13 protein-coding genes and 4 tRNA genes are annotated in these 19194 nt (G+C 46.4%); 8 read left to right on the plus strand and 9 right to left on the minus strand.

Annotation, left to right across the window (positions count from 1 at the left end; all coding sequences use genetic code 11):
- Positions 1-79 precede the first annotated feature (79 nt).
- Positions 80-2998 carry an excinuclease ABC subunit UvrA gene (gene uvrA, locus D464_RS0105375; RefSeq protein ID WP_018910493.1) on the minus strand — a complete coding sequence of 973 codons (2919 nt, stop codon included), beginning with the start codon at positions 2996-2998 and terminating at the stop codon, positions 80-82.
- Positions 2999-3149: 151 nt separating this feature from the next.
- Between uvrA and D464_RS0105380 the strand changes: the two genes are divergently transcribed.
- On the plus strand, positions 3150-3554 hold the full coding sequence (locus tag D464_RS0105380) for a hypothetical protein (RefSeq protein ID WP_018910494.1): 405 nt from the start codon (positions 3150-3152) through the stop codon (positions 3552-3554).
- 103 nt (positions 3555-3657) lie between these two features.
- Here the strand turns inward: D464_RS0105380 and D464_RS0105385 are convergent, their stop codons facing one another.
- The 5 genes from D464_RS0105385 to D464_RS0105405 all read right to left on the minus strand — a co-directional run bounded on the left by D464_RS0105385 (position 3658) and on the right by D464_RS0105405 (position 7449).
- Positions 3658-4332 (minus strand): hypothetical protein, encoded by a 675-nt coding sequence (locus D464_RS0105385; protein WP_018910495.1) that lies wholly within the window; start codon positions 4330-4332, stop codon positions 3658-3660.
- Between the two features lie 73 nt (positions 4333-4405).
- On the minus strand, positions 4406-4783 hold the full coding sequence (locus D464_RS0105390; RefSeq protein ID WP_004381718.1) for a YccF domain-containing protein: 378 nt from the start codon (positions 4781-4783) through the stop codon (positions 4406-4408).
- Between the two features lie 53 nt (positions 4784-4836).
- A complete protein-coding gene (locus D464_RS0105395) occupies positions 4837-5346 on the minus strand; it encodes a nitroreductase family protein (RefSeq protein ID WP_018910496.1) in 510 nt (169 codons plus the stop codon).
- Positions 5343-6392, minus strand: coding sequence for a DHH family phosphoesterase (locus tag D464_RS0105400; protein ID WP_018910497.1), 1050 nt, complete (start codon positions 6390-6392; stop codon positions 5343-5345). Before D464_RS0105400 ends, D464_RS0105395 begins: the two co-directional genes overlap by 4 nt.
- A gap of 145 nt (positions 6393-6537) precedes the next feature.
- A complete protein-coding gene (locus D464_RS0105405; RefSeq protein ID WP_018910498.1) occupies positions 6538-7449 on the minus strand; it encodes a glycosyltransferase family protein in 912 nt (303 codons plus the stop codon).
- A 1365-nt stretch (positions 7450-8814) separates the two neighbouring features.
- On the opposite strand from D464_RS0105405, the gene D464_RS0105410 reads away from it, so the two are divergent.
- Entirely contained in the window at positions 8815-11151 is a 2337-nt protein-coding gene (locus D464_RS0105410; RefSeq protein WP_244264087.1) for a TonB-dependent receptor, read from the plus strand.
- Here the strand turns inward: D464_RS0105410 and queC are convergent.
- Complete coding sequence (queC, locus tag D464_RS0105415) at positions 11148-11801, minus strand: 7-cyano-7-deazaguanine synthase QueC (RefSeq protein WP_018910500.1); 654 nt, start codon at positions 11799-11801, stop codon at positions 11148-11150. The two genes, D464_RS0105410 and queC, sit on opposite strands and share 4 nt — an antisense overlap.
- Positions 11802-11981: 180 nt before the next feature.
- On the opposite strand from queC, the gene D464_RS0105420 reads away from it, so the two are divergent.
- The 6 genes from D464_RS0105420 (at position 11982) to D464_RS0105445 (ending at position 18205) form a co-directional block, all read left to right on the plus strand.
- The gene (locus tag D464_RS0105420; protein ID WP_004384255.1) at positions 11982-13232 is read left to right on the plus strand and encodes a phosphoglycerate kinase; all 1251 of its coding nucleotides are present in this window, start codon (positions 11982-11984) and stop codon (positions 13230-13232) included.
- An 85-nt stretch (positions 13233-13317) separates the two neighbouring features.
- Entirely contained in the window at positions 13318-14442 is a 1125-nt protein-coding gene (locus D464_RS0105425; protein ID WP_018910501.1) for a cyclically-permuted mutarotase family protein, read from the plus strand.
- A gap of 89 nt (positions 14443-14531) precedes the next feature.
- Positions 14532-15758: an MFS transporter gene (locus D464_RS0105430; RefSeq protein ID WP_018910502.1), complete on the plus strand. Its 1227-nt coding sequence runs from the start codon at positions 14532-14534 to the stop codon at positions 15756-15758.
- Between the two features lie 20 nt (positions 15759-15778).
- Positions 15779-16696 (plus strand): dihydrodipicolinate synthase family protein, encoded by a 918-nt coding sequence (locus D464_RS0105435; protein ID WP_018910503.1) that lies wholly within the window; start codon positions 15779-15781, stop codon positions 16694-16696.
- A 1324-nt stretch (positions 16697-18020) separates the two neighbouring features.
- Positions 18021-18093, plus strand: a tRNA-Lys gene (locus tag D464_RS0105440).
- Between the two features lie 39 nt (positions 18094-18132).
- A tRNA-Lys gene (locus D464_RS0105445) sits at positions 18133-18205 on the plus strand.
- Positions 18206-18460: 255 nt separating this feature from the next.
- Here D464_RS0105445 and D464_RS0105450 read toward each other — a convergent pair.
- Together D464_RS0105450 and D464_RS0105455 are read right to left on the minus strand one after the other, a co-directional pair.
- A tRNA-Gly gene (locus D464_RS0105450) sits at positions 18461-18531 on the minus strand.
- Between the two features lie 2 nt (positions 18532-18533).
- Positions 18534-18609: transfer RNA gene (locus D464_RS0105455), tRNA-Thr, on the minus strand.
- Positions 18610-19194 lie beyond the last annotated feature (585 nt).

Below are 19194 nucleotides of genomic sequence, written 5' to 3' on the forward strand. Positions count from 1 at the left end.
CTACCCTGAAACTATATGACATGAGCATTCCAGCAAACCCTTATTTCAAACAGAAGTAATCATAATTTTGAATTGTGAATTATGAATTTTGAATTAAAGAAAGGCTCCCTCTCCCCAAGTACTGACCTGTAAGACTTTCCTTGCAGTTGGCTACTTCCTCGGGAGTACCAGCTATCACGAGGCGACCGCCTTTGTCTCCTCCTTCGGGACCAAGGTCGATGACGTGGTCAGCACACTTGATGATGTCAAGGTTATGTTCGATGACTATAATGCTGTGACCGCGTTCGATGAGTGCATGGAAGGCTTTGAGCAATCGCTTGATGTCGTGGAAATGAAGTCCAGTAGTCGGTTCGTCGAAGATAAAGAGCGTGGGATCCTTTTGCTCCTGACCAATGAAATAAGCCAATTTCACACGTTGGTTTTCACCACCCGACAGCGTGGACGAGTTCTGACCGAGCTTGATATACCCCAAACCAACATCCTCCAAGGGCTTTAACTTATTCACTATCGCGCGCCGCTTATGCTCCGTAAAGAACTGAATAGCCTCCGATACAGTCATATTCAGCACGTCATTGATGTTCTTACCATGGAACTGCACGTCAAGAATCTCACGTTTGAAGCGTTGCCCGTGACAGGCTTCACACTCCAAAACAAGGTCTGCCATGAACTGCATCTCAACCGTTATGACACCCGCTCCCTTGCATTCTTCGCATCTACCACCGTCTATGTTGAACGAAAAGAACTGTGGGCTGAAGCCCATCTGTTTGGCTAATGGCTGTTCAGCAAATAGCTTTCTGATCTCATCATACGCCTTCACGTAGGTCGCCGGATTAGATCTTGTACTCTTACCGATGGAGTTTTGATCGACAAACTCCACGTGTTTTATCTGCTTCCAGTCGCCTCCAAGACTTGAATACTCGCCCGGGACTTCGGCAACCTCATCCAGTCTGCGCTTCATGGCAGGGTAGAGTATGCCCTTGACGAGCGATGACTTTCCACTGCCACTCACCCCTGTTACAACCGTGAGGACGTTCAATGGGAATCGAACATTTATGCCCTTGAGGTTGTTCATGCGTGCTCCTTTCAGTTCGATAGCCATATTCCAAGGGCGACGAGAGGTTGGAGTGGGGATCGTTTCAGCCCCCGTAAGATATTGAATAGTATGTGATTTCGGGTATTCCGACAGTAGTTTCTTCGATTCGGCATTGCCTGCTTTGTCCTTACCGGTGGGGTCAAGGTGCTTAATATCCGACACTTTGCCTTGGAAAACAATCTCACCTCCGAGTCTGCCAGCGTCTGGTCCCACGTCAATTAAGTAATTTGCCGCCCGCATAATCTCCTCATCATGCTCCACAACTATCACCGTGTTGCCCAGAGCCTGCAGCTCCTTGAGTACGTGGATGAGCCTGTCAGTATCGCGACTATGCAGTCCGATGGACGGTTCATCAAGTATATACAACGATCCAACGAGCGAGGATCCAAGCGAGGTGGTGAGGTTAATGCGCTGACTCTCACCTCCACTCAACGTATTCGATTGGCGATTTAGGGTCAAGTAACCCAATCCTACGTCCAAAAGGAACTGTAATCTGTGGGTGATTTCAGTGATAAGTCGCTTGCTAACTTCCTTTTCGTGTTCCGTAAGTTGCAGTTTGTCAAACCATTGCTTAAGCTCAACTATAGGCATATCAACGAGGTCTGTGATGGCACGACCGCCTATCTTCACCCACGAAGCCTCCTTTTTTAATCGCGTTCCACGGCACTCTGGGCATACAGTCTTCCCTCTGTAACGACTCATCATGACGCGGTATTGAATCTTATATTGGTTCTCTTTGACCATTTGGAAGAATGAATCAATGCAGACACGGTCGTGTATATCCTTCTTCCGATCGCTTGGCAGTCCCTTCCATAGGCACTCCTTCTCTTGCTTCGAAAGCTCGAAGTAAGGTTTAAAGATGGGGAAGTCGTCTTGAGCAGCACGTCGGCAGAACTCTTCCTTCCATGCTTCCATCTTGTCACCATGCCAACATTGCACGCAACCATCATACACTGACAACCCCGAATCAGGTATGACTAACTTCTCATCAATGCCTATCACGGAGCCAAAACCCTCACAGGTTGGGCACGCACCAAGCGGTGAATTGAACGAAAACATATTGTCGTTGGGTTCTTCAAAGCGTATCCCGTCTGCTTCGAAACGTGTAGAAAAGGTGTAAGTGAGCTTTGCGGGCAGTATCATCAGGCGTAGTGTGCCGTCTCCCTCATAGAAGGCTGTCTCGCAAGAGTCGGTTAATCGAGAGATAGCATCCTTTGAGTTCTCCACCGACATACGGTCTATTACAAGGTAGATTTCGGCTTTCTCTTTCTCATCCGATGGTTTTTTCTTATCCTCAGAAGAGTTATCAGTCTCATTTACAGGGTGTTCTTCAAGCCAATCCTCTATGCGAATGAACTCTCCATTGACGTAGATACGAGAATAACCCTCCTGCATTTCCATCTCCAGTTGTGCCTCCTGCGACCGCCCTTCGACTACATGTAGAGGCGAGAGAATGCAGAACTTCGTCCCTTCAGGATATGTTTTTACACATTCGATGACGTCATCAACGGTGTGATGCTTCACCTCTTCGCCCGAAATAGGGCTGTAGGTGCGTCCGATACGAGCGTAAAGCAGACGGAGGTATTCGTAGATTTCAGTCGAAGTACCCACCGTTGAACGTGGATTACGTGCTATTACCTTCTGCTCAATGGCTATTGCTGGGGGCAAGCCTTTGATGAAGTCGACCTCAGGCTTCGCCATTCTCCCAAGGAACTGACGTGCGTATGCCGACAAGCTCTCTACGTATCTGCGTTGTCCCTCGGCGTAGAGTGTATCAAAGGCAAGGGACGATTTGCCCGAACCCGACACTCCCGTGATAGCGACGAAATCGCCTTGAGGAATCTTAACATCAATGTTTTTGAGGTTATTCACCCGTGCTCCTTTTACCTCGATATACTTTTTCATAACCTTAATAAATCTTATCTCTACACAATGGACATGCTTAAAAGAAGTTTAAGCATGGTTGGGAATTGTGCAAAAGTACGAAAAAACTTTGGTTCTTTGTGGCTTTTCGCTTATATTTGCAGCGTATTTTTGATTTTAAAAGAATAAGATTATGAGAGTTAAAAAGTTATTGGTAATGGCTCTGATAGCCCTTCCTACAATGGTAATGGCGCAGAGCACTTATGAGCCAGTGGGCAGTTCGGATAACAAAACACCATTAGAAAACAAGACTGTAAACCCTGTTTACCAGCAGTGGTTGAGCCAGTATGTAGAGGTAGGACGCAAGATTAACGATATATCTGCACAATATCAACGTGAGGTGGACAAGCGTGGTTACCCTAAGAAGAAGACAGTTCAAGCTAAAATGGAGCTTGTTAGCCAGTACATCTATTTGTTGAAACAAGAGCGTGATACGCCCGATTTGAATCAAAACCTTGATGTTCAGAAGGTCAACGATAAGATAAGTCTATGGCAAAGTCAGCTTGATGGATTGGCAAACTTGCTGAAGAAGATCTAAAAAAGAGCATTAGACAATACGCATGAAGGCGTCAGAAGTTCTGTTAATCGAACTTCTGACGCCTTCAGTTGTTTGTGGGGACGAGTGGAATTAAGGGTTACGATCAATCCTTGGAGTACTCCTTTCCGTCCGTATCAAGCAATACCTCTCGGTCACCGATGCGTGCCTCGAAGTACGGCGGTTCGTCTCTTAGCGATATACTGTCATATATGAAAGGTGCGACGATGGTGTCTTTTCCATCAGGGAGGATCAGTCCCAACTTACCGTCCAGTTGTGCGATAAGCGGCATGGTACGCAAGTCGTCTACATAAACATAGCATGTGCGGAGGAACTCATACTTAGGTTCTACGAGTATGCGACCCCTATAGTCAAGGATTCCAAAGCGTCCGTTGCGCTCGATGACCTCGTGATACTTGATGTAAATCTCACGTATCAAGTTCAAGTATCTGACCATCTTTCGCTTGTCATTGACCAACGTTACAAGATAAGCAAAGGTGTCGGAATAGTTCGCCATAGCACGAGCAAGGACGATCTTCATGTCTAATCCCTTGATAACCTTGCGATTCAAGTCGATGTAATGGGCAATGGCTGCCTCTTTCTCCTCCAACGATAAGTCCTTTAAATGCTCTTCGAAGCGCAACATCTGTTGCTTACTTCCGCGCATAGCCTTGATATATCGGTGGATACGACGCCCCATTTCCATGCAAACGAAATGGCGTATTCGTTGCTCCTCTATCGGATCCGTGTATTCTTGGTTGAAGTTATCTATCGTAATCATGGGCGTTACCTCCTATGTTTTTCGCCAAAGTTACTGACTTTTCGTGGCTCCACCAAGAATTATAAAGAGTTTTTTATAAGTTCAATGTAACATCCTTTCCGAATGGAGCAAGGCATAATCCAGCCATCTTAAAGTGCTGCTTTGCGAAGGGAATCCCTATAATGGTTATCCCCAAGAGAAGCCCGAAAAAGACATGACAAAGCCATGCCCACAAGCCACCGAAGATAATCCAAAGGATGTTAAGGGGCAGGGTGAGGCACCCGAAAGTATTGTCGGTGTTATGCACCTCAGCCCCGAACGGCCATAAACAAAGCAATCCGAGCTTGAAAGTTTGTATAGCGACAGGGATCCCAACGATGGTTAATGCCATGGCAAGACTCCCCGTGAAGTAACCGATGGCAGCCTCCAGACCACCGAAGAGCCACCACAGAAGGTTTCCAATAAAGCGCATATATATAATAAGGTGTAAGTTGCTAAATAAGGTAGGAAGTGTGAGGAGACGAATTAAATCGTCTCCGTAATCTCCTCCAAAGGCTTCCGTTTCTTTTCATTCATCGGACAGTCAGGGGCGATGTGACCAATAGGAATCACCGCAATAGCTTCATATCCAGGGCGAGGGAAGAGTTCGGCGAGTTTCGCCACCTTATAGTTACAAACCCAGCAGCTGCCCAATCCCCGTTCAGCAGCAGCCAAACAGAGGTGCTCGGTGGCAATGGCTACATCAATATCTCCGTGTGACTTGCCATCTTGGGGGCGTACCCAACAGGCATCCACAGCCTTCATACAAATGATGTAAAGCGGTGCTGAATTGATCCACTCACGTGCGTAACATTCCTGCAAACGCTTGCGTGCCTCGGGAGACTTGACCACAACGAACTTCCAAGGCTGTTTGTTCACTGCCGAAGGAGCCATGCGTGTCACTTCAAGGATATACTTTAAGTCCGCTTCCGACACTGGCTCGTCAGTGAATTTACGTACTGAAAAGCGCTTTTGTGATAGTTCTAACAAGTTCATAATACCTTTGTTTTTAATTGATCTTTATAATAGAGAAGCGCCTTGATAACCACCTGTTCCGCCTCTTCGAGCGTACAATTCAGTTTGCCACCGGCTGCATCTGCATGTCCACCACCATTGAAGAACTTCGTAGCCATGGGCTGACAATGGAACCCGTTACATGACCTTAGGCTCACCAAGACGGTGTTTTGTTTCTCAGTATCTTCTCTCAACGATATGCTGAGTTTAAGTCCTTTAATCTGTTGAGGGACATTTACAAGTCCTTCCATGTCCCCTTTGATAAAGTGGAATTGCCTCATATCCTCCTTCGTAACGGTGAAATAAGCTGCATGTAACTCCTCAACGACCTTCATCTTATTGAGAATTATATGCGAGCGGAGGCGCAGTGCGTTCGTAGAATAGTTGTGGAACACTCGGTTATAAATCTCATCTTTATCAATCCTCTTCGTTAGTAGCTGTCCAATAATATAGTAGATCTCTGGTCGGGAAGAGTTATAAGTGAAGCCACCGGTGTCTGTCATCATACCGCAATATATACATTCAGCACACTGACGGGTCATCGTCTCGAATCCACCTAACTGACAGATGAGGCGGAAAACAATCTCACTTGTGCTCGACATATCCGGTCGGGAGATAGCCAGCGCACACCCTTCATCAGGGTCCAAGTGGTGGTCGATGAGTAAACGAGGGGCTTCGGACGATTCCAATGCCTCCTGCATTGCATCCACACGGGAGGGCTGGTTGAAATCGAGACAACACACCAGATCAGCCTCTTTAAAGATTCGCTCCACCTCACGAGGGCGTCGGTCATAACGAATGACAGTGTTGCTACCCGGCAACCAATGTAAGAAATCGGGTGTAGCATCAGGCATACACACCTTCACGTTGGTTTTTCCTGTCCCATTCAGATAGTCCATCCATGCCAGAGAAGAGCCCATGGCATCGCCGTCGGGAGCTCTGTGAGCACAGATAACAATATTTTTTGCAGTGGTAAGCAACTGCCGCAACGAGGTGAGTTCCTCCTCTTTTAATAGGTTTAAATCCATTGTGTGTTGTTCTTCTTTTAGATGGATTGGGGTGAAAAGAGCCTTATCTCGAGGAGTAAGACTCGGATAGAAAGAATCTATTAGACATGAGGATGCGTGCCTCCTGTAGCTTGCATGATTCACACATCCTCGATGTCCTCATTATTTAAAATAGCTTAGCTGGGTAAGTACCATCGTCTATCAACGACTGAATCTTCGCAACGACACTCTCGCGATCGGCAGCGTATGTAACGCCAAACCACTTGCTCGTCGTGTCGAGCACCTTCACCGTTGCAGTGCCATCGTTGATGAGTTTGTTCACCATCAGCGGTATGAAGTACTCCGCCTTCTTGTTTTCTATGTTCTTCGGATCCGATAAGAACTCCTTGAAATAAGCCTCGCTATAATCGAAGTAATCAGGTGTGAAGCCCCATACATTCATAGAGACAGGGGTGTTATCGCTCACTGCCACCCATTCGCCCTGCTCATCCTTGTACTTCACTTCGCCGTCACGACGCTCAATCTCGGTGCGTTCCACAACCGTTGTGAGGTTACCCTCTGCATTCGTAGAACAGATACCGCGCGCCACAGTTCCATTATCGCTAAGGGTGTTACCAACGCGGAATCCAACCATAGCATACTGATTCTTAGCACCTTCGGGGAGGTCGGCAAGGAACTTACCAATGACCTTGAAGCAGTCACGATTGTAGAAATCGTCGCAGTTGATGACGCAGAAAGGCTCCTTGATAACATCCTTTGCCATCAAAACAGCATGATTGGTGCCCCATGGTTTCTCACGTCCTTCAGGTACAGAGAAGCCCTCTGGCAGTGCATCAAGGCTTTGGAAGACTAACTCGGCAGGGATATGTCCTTCATACTTAGATAGTACCTGCTTGCGAAACTGGTCCTCGAAGTCCTTACGAATGACGAATACTATCTTGCCAAAACCAGCCTGAATGGCATCGTAAATAGAGTAGTCCATGATGGTTTCACCATTGGGTCCGAGCTCATCGAGCTGCTTGAGACCACCGTAGCGGCTTCCCATTCCAGCCGCAAGAAGTAATAATGTAGGTTTCATTCTTTTGTATTTATATCATTAATCTATCGTGGTTTGCTAAACAGACCATCTATTGTTATATGCTGCAAAGGTAACAAAAAGATTCATATATCAGCGTGTTTTTAGACAGAATGAACATGCTCCTTAAATTCAAAATTCATAATTCAAATTAAAGCCTCCCCAAGCCCCTCCGAAGGAGGGGATGTCCTCCCCAAAGGTCTTGCTTAACTTCTAAAGTGTGGTTGGTATGAGTTGACGAGTGGATAGTTGACAAGTTAACAAGTTGTTTGTTCTGTTGGAAACTATGGAGAACCTGTAGGGACAGACGCCCTCGTCTGTCCGCCCATTTACCCTTATATGGTATCCCGTTAGGCAACATCCCCTCCTTCGGAGGGGCTTGGGGAGGCTTTTCTTGGCTGTGTTTTGTCGGACAGACGAGGGAGTCTGTCCCTACAGGTTCTCCATAGTTTCCAACAGAACAAACAACTTGTTAACTTGTCAACTATCCACTCGTCAACTCTACCTAATCACACTTTTGAATTGTGAATTATAAATTTTGAATTACACGTAGGCGTCAGCTTCTGTGGATTCCCATGTTCCTTTAGGAACTCTGTGTCGCTTTCAGGCTTCGTGCTATCCGTGTATTCCGTGTTAAAAATACCTTAGCAAAGAACTTATTGATGCTTTTCAACAACAGAGCTAATCACAATTTTGAATTTTGAACTTTGCATTTTGAATTAAACAAGAGTCTCCCCTAACTCGCTCCCGTTAGGCACTCCTCCCCTTGGGGGAGGCTGGGAGGGGTTTCATTCCCATGTTCCTTTAGGAACTCTGTGTCCCTTTTAGGCTTCGTGCCATCCGTGTAATCTGTGTTAAAAATGTATTAGCAAAGAACTTATTGGTGCTTTTCAACAACAGAACTAATCATAATTTTGAATTATGAACTTTGAATTTTGAATTGCACATGGGCATCTGCCTCTGTGGATTCCCATGTTCCGTAAGGAACTCTGTGTCGCCTTTAGGCTTCGTGCCATCCGTGTAATCTGTGTTAAGAGAAGCCTCACCCCCGCCCCCTCTCCCAATGGAGAGGGGAGTAGATAGTATTGTTTTCCACAGAACAAACAACTTGTTTACTTGTCAACCAGTCCACTCGTCCACTCATACCAACCACACTTTAGAAGTTAAGCAAGACCTTTGGGGAAGACATCCCCTCCTTTGGAGGGGCTTGGGGAGGCTTTAATTTGAATTATGAACTTTGAATTTTAAATTATAAAAGAGGGTCTTTTAATTGCAAGCCCATAACAATAAACAAGGCAGGAGGGACGTTATATAGTCGTTATGGTAGGTAAGTGTCTGAAAACAAGTATATTATTTGTGTTCTTCCTGATGGTTACGCAGGTAGCTATCGGTCAGTCTTTTACGCTGCAAGGAAAGGTGTCTGACAAAGATGGAAACCCCATTGAATTAGCGTCCGTGATGGTTGTTTCGCAAGGAAAGTTGGCTATGACGAACCTAAAAGGCGAATTTCACATGCAGTTACACAGCGAGGATTCGGTGAAAGTACGCTTTTCGATGATTGGTTATAAGAGTAAGGAGCGGGTGCTCCGACGCCCACAAGGGAAGCAGACGCTGCTCGTTCAACTCCTTGATGACAATGAGATGCAGGAGGTGGTAGTAGAGGGTAAGACCAAGCAACATGGTACGACCGAGGAACTCGACGTCGAGAAGATGAAGCAGGGACCCTCTGCTACGGGCAACGCAGTCGAAGAGATGGTGCAGACGCAAGCGGGTGTCTCCACTCATTCCGAGCTCTCCTCGCAATACAATGTGCGTGGTGGTACGTTCGATGAGAACTCTGTCTATATCAATAACATTGAGGTCTATCGCCCCTTCCTGGTACGCAGTGGGCAGCAGGAGGGCTTGTCTATCATAAATCCTGACATGGTTCAGAGTGTCGGCTTCTCAACTGGTGGCTTTGAAGCAAAGTATGGTGACAAGATGAGTTCAGCCCTTGACATCACTTATAAGCGTCCGAAACGAACCGAAGCGAGCCTCACTGCCTCCTTACTTGGAGCCAGTGCGTACCTTGGAATAGCGTCAAAGAAGTTCACTTGGACTAATGGTGTGCGTTATAAAACGAACCGTTATCTACTCGGATCGTTGCAGACTAAGGGTGAATATAAGCCCTCGTTCTTGGATTATCAAACCTATCTTTCATGGCAGCCCAGCAAGCGTTGGCAGATAGACTTTATAGGAAATATATCGGACAACCACTATAACTTCCAACCAGAAGACCGTGAAACGAACTTCGGAACACTGCAGAATGTGAAGAAGTTCCGTGTTTACTTCGATGGACAAGAGAAGGATCTCTTCCGCACTTACTTTGGTTCTCTCTCCATCACACGCCATCTCTCGCCTCGAACAGACGTATCGCTCTTGGCGTCGGCATTCTCAACAAAGGAGCAGGAACGGTATGATATACAGGGACAATACTGGCTTACGCAGACCGAGACATCGGAGAATCTGGGCGTGGGAACCTATATGCAGCACTCGCGCGATTACCTGAAAGCGAACGTGAAGAGCCTCAAGTTAATGCTACAACATCGAATGGGTAAACACAAGATTGACGGTGGACTGACTTACAAGATAGAGCAAGTTCGAGAGAACTCTACCGAGTATGAGTATCGTGATTCGGCTGGTTATAACGTGCCACATACCGGTCGGGATCTTCGCATGATATATGCGCTTCGGGCGAAGAACGAGCTGAATGCTAAGCGAACAGAAGCCTATCTGCAAGACACATGGAACTTCCAAACACGTGATTCAGTGCCAACGCTCTTCACGTTAAACTATGGTGTGCGTTTCGCCCATTGGTCGTTTAATGGCGAGAGCATCGTTTCCCCACGTGCTTCCCTTACCATTACTCCGGGCTGGAATCGCAATCTTAGCTTCCGAATAGCAGGTGGTTTGTATTATCAAGCACCGTTCTATAAGGAACTGCGAGACACTTCCATGATCAATGGTGTTACCTATGCAACCTTGAACGAAAGGATTCGTTCGCAGCGATCTATCCATGCCTTGGCATCGATGTCCTATCGTTTTGAGATGATGGGCAGACCGTTTAAGTTCACAGCCGAAGCCTATTACAAAGCCTTGTCACGCCTCGTACCTTATTCAGTAGACAATGTGAAAGTCACATACTATGGTGATCAGCAAGCCACGGGACATGCAACAGGATTAGATCTAAAGCTCTTTGGCGAGTTTGTTCCTGGTACTGATTCATGGTTGACACTAAGTGTTATGAACACAAGAATGCGTCTGAACGGAAAGAGCATACCGCTCCCGACCGATCAACGATATGCACTGAATCTATACTTCACAGACTATTTCCCGGGTACGACGAGATGGCGTATGTCACTCAAGTTAGCCTATGCGGACGGTCTTCCCTTTGCTGCTCCTCACCAAGAATTAGAGAACAATTCCTTCCGAGCACCAGCCTATAAGCGAGCCGATATAGGTATGAGTTACCGTTTGATAGGTTCTGATAATCGTAGAAACTCCGTCTTCAAGAATGTCTGGTTAGGGCTTGATTGCTTAAACCTATTCGGTATCAACAATGTCAATTCATACTATTGGGTGACCGACATAAGCGGTCAGCAATATGCCGTACCGAACTTTCTTACGGGTCGACAGATTAATGGTAGGGTGACAGTAGAGTTTTAGTTCTCATATTCCGTAGGGTCATCAACACCAGCATCAGCGAATGCCTCCTTGCGTTCCACGCATGTTCCGCACTTGCCGCAGTGTATCTCTGAACCCTTATAACAGCTCCATGTCTTGGCGTAATCGATGCCAAGAGCAGTGCCACGGCGCACGATGTCAGCCTTAGAAAGGTTCGTGTAAGGAGCCTCGACACGCACATCAACGAAGGTGCCAGCCGATGTTGCCTTATCCATGGCATCGATAAACTCGGGTCGACAATCAGGGTAGATCGTGTGGTCGCCACCATGATTTGCAATATAAACACGCTTTAGTTCGTGGCTTTCCGCTATACCCGTAGCAATCGCCAACATGATTCCGTTGCGGAAAGGAACCACTGTCGACTTCATGTTCTCTTCCTCATAATGCCCCTCGGGGATGGCTTCTGCACCTTCAAGTAGCGAACTCTTGAAGTATTGGTGCATGAACGTTAAGGGTATAGTTATGTGTGGTATGCCCAGCTTCTGACAGTGGTATTCTGCATAAGGTAACTCCTTCTTACCATGGTTCTGACCGTAATCAAACGATATAGCTAAGGCTATTGTCTCCGCCTTGTCATATAATAAGGTGATGGAATCAAGGCCTCCACTCACAATAATAACAGAATCTTTCATATCCAACGAATTAATCAATAACAATACAGCCCAGTGCTAACTGCGCTTTACAAAATACCCGATTAAGGGTAAACCATACGTGCAAAATTACAAAAAAGATACTAATCTCTTCCCTAATTCATCGAAAAGTAGTATTTTTGCGGTAGGTTAGTAATCACATTAAAAAGTATATATAAAGAGATGAAAATTAATGATTTCAACTTCGCCGGACATAAGGCTATCGTCCGCGTAGACTTCAATGTGCCATTAGATGAGCATGGACATGTAACAGACGACACACGTATCCGCGGTGCTCTTCCTACCTTGAAGAAGGTGTTGGAGGATGGTGGTGCCCTCATCATGATGAGCCACATGGGTAAACCAAAGGGTAAGGTTAAACCTGAACTATCATTGAGTCAGATCGTTAAGAACGTTAGCGATGCCTTAGGAGTTGATGTTAAGTTCGCTAAGGACGCTGGTAATGCTGATGCAGAGGCAGCTGCCTTGAAGCCAGGTGAGGCTCTCTTGTTGGAGAACCTACGCTACTATCCAGAAGAGGAAGGTAAGCCAGTAGGTGTTGAAAAGGGCACTCCTGAGTATGACGCAGCCAAGGCTGAGATGAAAGAACGCCAGCAGAACTTTGCAAAGAAACTTGCTTCTTACGCTGACGTGTACGTTAATGACGCCTTTGGAACAGCCCATCGCAAGCACGCATCAACAGCTGTTATCGCTGATTACTTCGATGCTGACCATAAGATGTTGGGCTTCCTTATGGAGAAGGAAGTTACTGCCATCGATAACGTCCTACGTAATGCTAAGCACCCATTCACAGCCATCATCGGTGGTTCAAAGGTAAGTTCTAAGCTCGGAGTAATCAAGAATCTCCTTGACAAAGTGGACAATCTTATCATCGGCGGAGGTATGGGTTACACCTTTATCAAGGCTCAGGGCGGTAAGATCGGTAAGTCTCTTCACGAGGATGACCTTATGCCAGAGGCATTGAATGTGATAGCTGCTGCGAAGGAGAAGGGCGTTAACCTCTCATTGTCAGTGGCTACTGTTTGTGGCAAAGAGTTCTCTAATGACACTGAACGTAAGGTATTCCCAATTGATCAGATACCTGATGAGTGGGAGGGAATGGACGCTTCTGAAGAGAGCATTGAGGCTTGGAAGAAGATCATCCTAAGCTCTAAGACCATCCTTTGGAATGGTCCTGTAGGTGTGTTCGAGTTGGAGAACTTTGCTAAAGGAACAGGCGAGATCGCTAAGACCGTAGCACAGGCAACACAAGAGAACGGTGCTTACTCACTCGTTGGTGGTGGTGACTCTGTAGCTGCAGTCAATAAGTTTGGACTTGCAGATAAGGTTTCTTACGTATCTACTGGTGGTGGTGCTATGCTCGAGGCAATCGAGGGTAAGGTGCTTCCAGGAGTAGCTGCAATCAATAAGTAAGCGCATTGCTTGCACTTAGATATATAAGCCGTCGTTCCGTAGGGGGCGACGGCTTTTTTGCTAAATGACCCCTTCAACCTAAATAATGAATATTAAGAACCTAATAATGAGTAGTTTATCGTTACTATCGGGACTATCTGCAAATGCGTTCACAACCGATAGTTTGACACAGATGAAAGGATTTCCTACGACCGAAACGGGTATCGAACAAGGTGTATCAGCCTGTTTCGCAGGACATATAGGAGCGTATATTGTGATGGCAGGAGGCTGCAATTTCCCTGTTAACACGCTCGCTCCCGACAGCAAGAAGAAGTTTTATAAAGGTATATACAGCGCATGTTCCACCACAGGCGACCAGCTGACATGGACGCAGATAGGCTCCCTGCCCGAGCCAATAGCTTATGGTGTTGCCGTGTCATGTGCGGACGGAATGATCATAGCAGGCGGTCAGAACGAGAGCGGAAGCAAGCATGGTGTCTATCGCATTACGCTCGCTAAGGATGGTCAAGCACGTGTGACAGCCCTCCCCTCTATGCCTTGCAAGGTGGATAATATGGCTGGCGCACTCGTCGGTCGACACCTATATATCGTTGGCGGAATGGTAGATGGAAAGGCAAGCAATCGTGTGTTATGCCTCGACTTAGACCATCTCAACCGTGGATGGAAGGACATCCAACCCTTCCCCGGGCTACCTCGTGTACAGCCGGTAGCCGGTTCTTTAGGCGAAAGAAAACTCTGTCTTTTCGGTGGATTTGCCCCTGCTACAAGCGAGAAAGAGGCACAGTTGGCTATGGATGGCTATCTCTTTGATGAAGAGAGCGGCACTTGGAAAAAGCTCGATAGCCCTAAGGATGAGGCTGGCGAAGCCCTCTTTGTGGGTGGCGGAGCAGCTATCAACATTGCAGACGACCATCTCTTAGTTACGGGCGGAGTAAACAAAGACATCTTCCTGTCGGCTGTCAATCATCCACAACCCGACTATCTCTCTCACCCGATAGCGTGGTATCAGTTCAACCCTTACACCTTATTATATAATGAGGGTGGTTGGCAAGTATTGTCGAAACATACGGAAACAGCACGTGCGGGTGCTGCCATGGTCAAAACCGATGATGGTGTCTTTGTCATCGGAGGTGAGTTAAAACCCCGTGTAAGGAGCAATCAGATTATAAAATACCCCGAACAAGCTCCACACGAACGTGAGATAAAATAAGAAGAAACCTAATTTTAATATAACAAAATCCCTTTCTTCCATCCTTGAAAATTGTTACGATGGATGGAGAATAGGGTAAAAACCTATCAATGAAGAAGTATTATCCCTGGGTGCTTGTCGCCCTCTTATGGTTCGTAGCACTCTTGAATTACATGGACCGACAGATGTTGTCCACCATGCAAGAGGCTATGAAAGCCGACATCAGTGAGTTGAATCAAGCCGAAGCATTCGGTGCTTTGATGGCAGTCTTCCTTTGGATCTATGGCATCGTAAGCCCCTTTGCAGGTATTATAGCCGACAGGATGAGCCGTAAGTGGCTCGTTGTCGGTAGCATATTCGTATGGTCTGCGGTCACATTCCTTATGGGTTACGCTCACAACTTCACGCAGCTTTACTGGCTAAGAGCCTTTATGGGCATTAGTGAAGCACTCTATATCCCTTCCGCCCTGTCGTTAATTGCCGACTGGCATGAGGGTAAGTCGCGCTCATTAGCTATCGGAATCCACATGACCGGACTCTATGTTGGACAGGCGATAGGCGGCTTTGGTGCCACACTCGCAGCCATGCTCTCATGGAATGCGGCATTCCATTGGTTCGGCGTTATCGGTGTTGTCTATTCAATCGTACTCCTTCTCTTACTCAAAGAGAATCCGAAACATGCGCAGAAAACGCCCGCCGCAAATGGTGAAAAGCCCTCGCGTAATCCATTCCGAGGCTTATCTGTGGTCTTCTCAACGTGGGCATTCTGGATAATATTGTTCTATTTCGCCGTACCCAGCCTCCCCGGATGGGCAACGAAGAACTGGTTACCAACGCTCTTTGCCGATAGTTTGAACATACCGATGGCTAATGCGGGTCCATTGTCGACGATTACTATTGCCGTATCGTCCTTTATTGGCGTCATTCTCGGAGGTGTCGTTTCCGACAGATGGGTGCAGCGCAACATCCGTGGAAGAGTCTATACGAGTGCTATTGGGCTTGGTTTGACAGTCCCAGCATTGATCCTCTTGGGCTTTGGACACAGTCTCGTCGCTGTCGTCGGGGCTGGTTTATGCTTCGGAGTGGGCTATGGTATCTTTGATGCGAACAATATGCCGATCCTCTGCCAGTTCATTTCTTCAAAGTATCGAAGCACTGCCTATGGTATAATGAACATGACGGGCGTCTTTGCCGGGGCTGCTGTTACACAAGTGTTAGGCAAGTGGAAAGATGGAGGAAACCTCGGATTGGGCTTTATGCTGTTAGGAGCTATCGTGGTTGTAGCCCTTATCTTGCAGCTTTCTTGCCTACGACCAACGACAGACAATATGGAATAGTAATACATTAAAATATAGTTATGGAAAAGATTATTGGACTTATCGACGCACCATTCACACCCTTTCATGCGAATGGCGATGTCAATCTCGAACCTATCGAGAAGTATGCAGCTATGTTGCAGAAGAATGGTTTGAAAGGTGTATTCATCAATGGTTCTTCAGGCGAAGGATACATGCTTACGACCGAAGAACGTAAGCAATTAGCTGAGAAATGGGTGCAAGTAGCGCCCGAAGGGTTTAAGGTTATCGTACACGTGGGGAGCTGTTGTCTGCGTGAGAGTGTTAAGTTGGCAAAGCATGCCGAGCGCATTGGTGCATGGGGAATAGGCGCAATGGCACCTCCATTCCCTAAGATTGGTCGTATCGAGGAGTTGGTGAAGTATTGCGAAACCATCGCTTCGGCTGCCCCTTCCTTACCGTTCTATTATTATCACATCCCAGCCTTCAACGGAGCCTTCTTGCCTATGCTTGACTTGTTGAAAGCCGTTGATGGACGCATAGAAAACTTTGCAGGAATCAAGTACACCTTCGAGAGTCTCTATGAGTACAATCAGTGTCGTTTGTATAAAGAAGGTAAGTATGACATGCTTCATGGTCAAGACGAAACAATCCTCCCAAGCCTTGCTCAGGGTGGAGCACGTGGTGGCATTGGTGGTACAACGAACTATAACGGGCGCGAGCTGACGGGTATCATCGAGGCATGGAACGCTGGCGACATCGAGACAGCACGTGAGAAACAGAACTTCTCACAGGCAGTGATCAATGTTATCTGTCACTTCCGTGGTAACATCGTAGGCGGTAAGCGCATCATGAAACTGCTCGGTTTCGACCTCGGACCGAACCGTGTTCCCTTCCAAAACATGACCGATGAAGAGGAAGCACGTATGCAGAAAGAACTCGAGGAGATTGGTTTCTTCGAGAGATGCAATAGGTTTTAAGTTACCCCACCCAGCCTCCCCCAAGGGGAGGAGCGCCTAACGGTAACCAGTTAGGATAGGCTCTTCTTTAATTCAAAATTCATAATTCACAATTCAAAATTATGATTAGGTAGAGTTGACGAGTGGATAGTTGACGAGTTAACAAGTTGTTTGTTCTGTTGGAAACAATGGAGAACCTGTAGGGACAGACGCCCTCGTCTGTCCGCATAAGGGAGTCTGCTTGTAATGTAACGTGGAATGTTAGAGCGGACAGACGAGGGCATCTGTCCCTACTTTGTGACTACACATCCAACAGGACAAGGCTCCTTTTGGATATTATTTTACAATCTGTAGGAAAGGAGGGGAGCTACTTTAGGATAAGTCATAACCTATGGACAACAAAAAAGCGATGGCCTTCTCAGGTGATCGCTTACAGTCTAATAGGTATTAGTCATTCCTAAAAGGTAAAAGATTGTGTTCAGGATAACACTGCAAAGATATGTATTTAAATTGTAACTAACAAACTTATCGAGTACTTTTTTATGACATCTTACATGTGTGCGAACACATGTTTCAAATAGAGAAGGTGCACAAGTCTCATCCTGCTACAGCCTTATTCCCTACTATATACAGCCTCACTCCCATCTCCTCTCCGAATGGAGAGGGTCGTGAATACTACCACTTGTATTCAAGCTAATACTCTACAGAAACATTGGTAACAAGATCTTAAAATTAAAGAAACGCCCTCTTTAACCAGAAGCTTCCCCACAAAGTAGGGACAGACGCCCTTGTCTGTCCGCCCATTTACCCTTATATGGCATCCCGTTAGGCAACATCCCCTCCTTCGGAGGGGCTTGGGGAGGCTTTTTATTTGCTGTGCTTTGGCGGATAGACGAGGGCGTCTGTCCCTACTTTGTGGCATCCCTTTGGATAGAAAGAACCATTCAAATAGGTTACCGTTAGGCGCTCCTCCCCTTGGGGGAGGCTGGGTGGGGTTTCCAGACGAGGGCGTCTGTCCCTACAGGTTGGCATTATCTTTAATTAAAGAAACGCCTTCTTCAATTTGACGAGGGCGTTTCCTTGCAATGAAGAGGGCGTCTCTTCGTATCAAGGAGAGGCTTTCTTCACATCAAGGAAACGCCCCCTTTGTTTGCAACCAGTACTATTCACTCCCCTCTCCATTCGGAGAGGGGGCGGGGGTGAGGCTTCTTCTCCCCTCCTTGGGAGGGGTGGGGGAGGTTTTAACATTAGTCTTCTCTATCACAGCTAACGTCAAAAAAAAAATCAAAAAAGTTTGGTCAGTTCATTAAAAAACAATACCTTTGCACTCGCAAAAGCGAAATGAGCGCCCTTAGCTCAGCTGGTAGAGCAACTGACTCTTAATCAGTGGGTCTAGGGTTCGAGTCCCTAAGGGCGCACAACTAATAGTTTTTTGACCCAGAACTATCGCTTAGCATGCGCCCTTAGCTCAGCTGGTAGAGCAACTGACTCTTAATCAGTGGGTCTAGGGTTCGAGTCCCTAAGGGCGCACAAAGAGGAATCCTATTTTATAGGATTCCTCTTTTTGTATGCTTAAATACTATTCTTTCTCCTCTTTGTGATGCCTGAAACTAAAATTAGATACTTCTTCTATCGTTATTATCATCTATATCTTTTGTAAGAGATAAACGATCCGTTTATATCAAACAAATTGATTGTCTGATATAAATAACACTTTTTTGCTATATAAGCTGACAATAAGTAAAATTCTTGCGGATTGATGTTTTCCAGTGGAGAAAAGGGTTGAGCGGAATACGGGAATCGAACCCGCCTCTCAGGCTTGGGAAGCCCGTGCACTACCGATATGCTAATTCCGCAATGGAGCCGATACCCGGACTCGAACCGGGGACCTACGCATTACGAATGCGTTGCTCTACCAACTGAGCCATATCGGCGGTCTTGCGAGTGCAAAGATACAGCAAAAAAAACAAACAACCAAATTTTACTTCTTTTTTATAAAGGTTTGTGTGTAAGTTGATGAGTGTGTAAGTCGACAAGTCCACGAGTTGACAAGTTCATGAGTAGACAAGTGGATGAGTTGTTGGTCAAGTCGACGAGTGAACGAGTTGACAAGTAGACGAGTTGTTGGAGTAAGTTGACAAGTTCATGAGTAGACGGGTGGATGAGTTGTTGGTCAAGTCGACGAGTGAACGAGTTGACAAGTGGATGAGTTGTTGGAGTAAGTTGACAAGTTCACGAGTTGACAAGTAGATGAGTTGTTGGAGTAAGTTGACAAGTTCACGAGTGGGCAGGTGGACGAGTAGTTTGTTCTGTTGTTAATGGTACTCTTCACTCCCCTCTCCATTCGGAGAGGGGTTGGGGGTGAGGCTGTGAGGGATTTTGGACTGATTCTTCTTTTTCTTTTTTGCTGTCACTCCTGTCACCCTTTTGAGTATAGCAAAAGCTTAGTAATGAGTTAGTTACAGTAAATGTTAAAAGTGACAGCAACTTAAATTTAAATTTAGTTTGTGTTTTGATAG

It is taken from the genome of Prevotella veroralis DSM 19559 = JCM 6290 (assembly GCF_000377625.1).
In the GTDB taxonomy this organism is placed as follows: Bacteria; Bacteroidota; Bacteroidia; order Bacteroidales; family Bacteroidaceae; genus Prevotella; species Prevotella veroralis.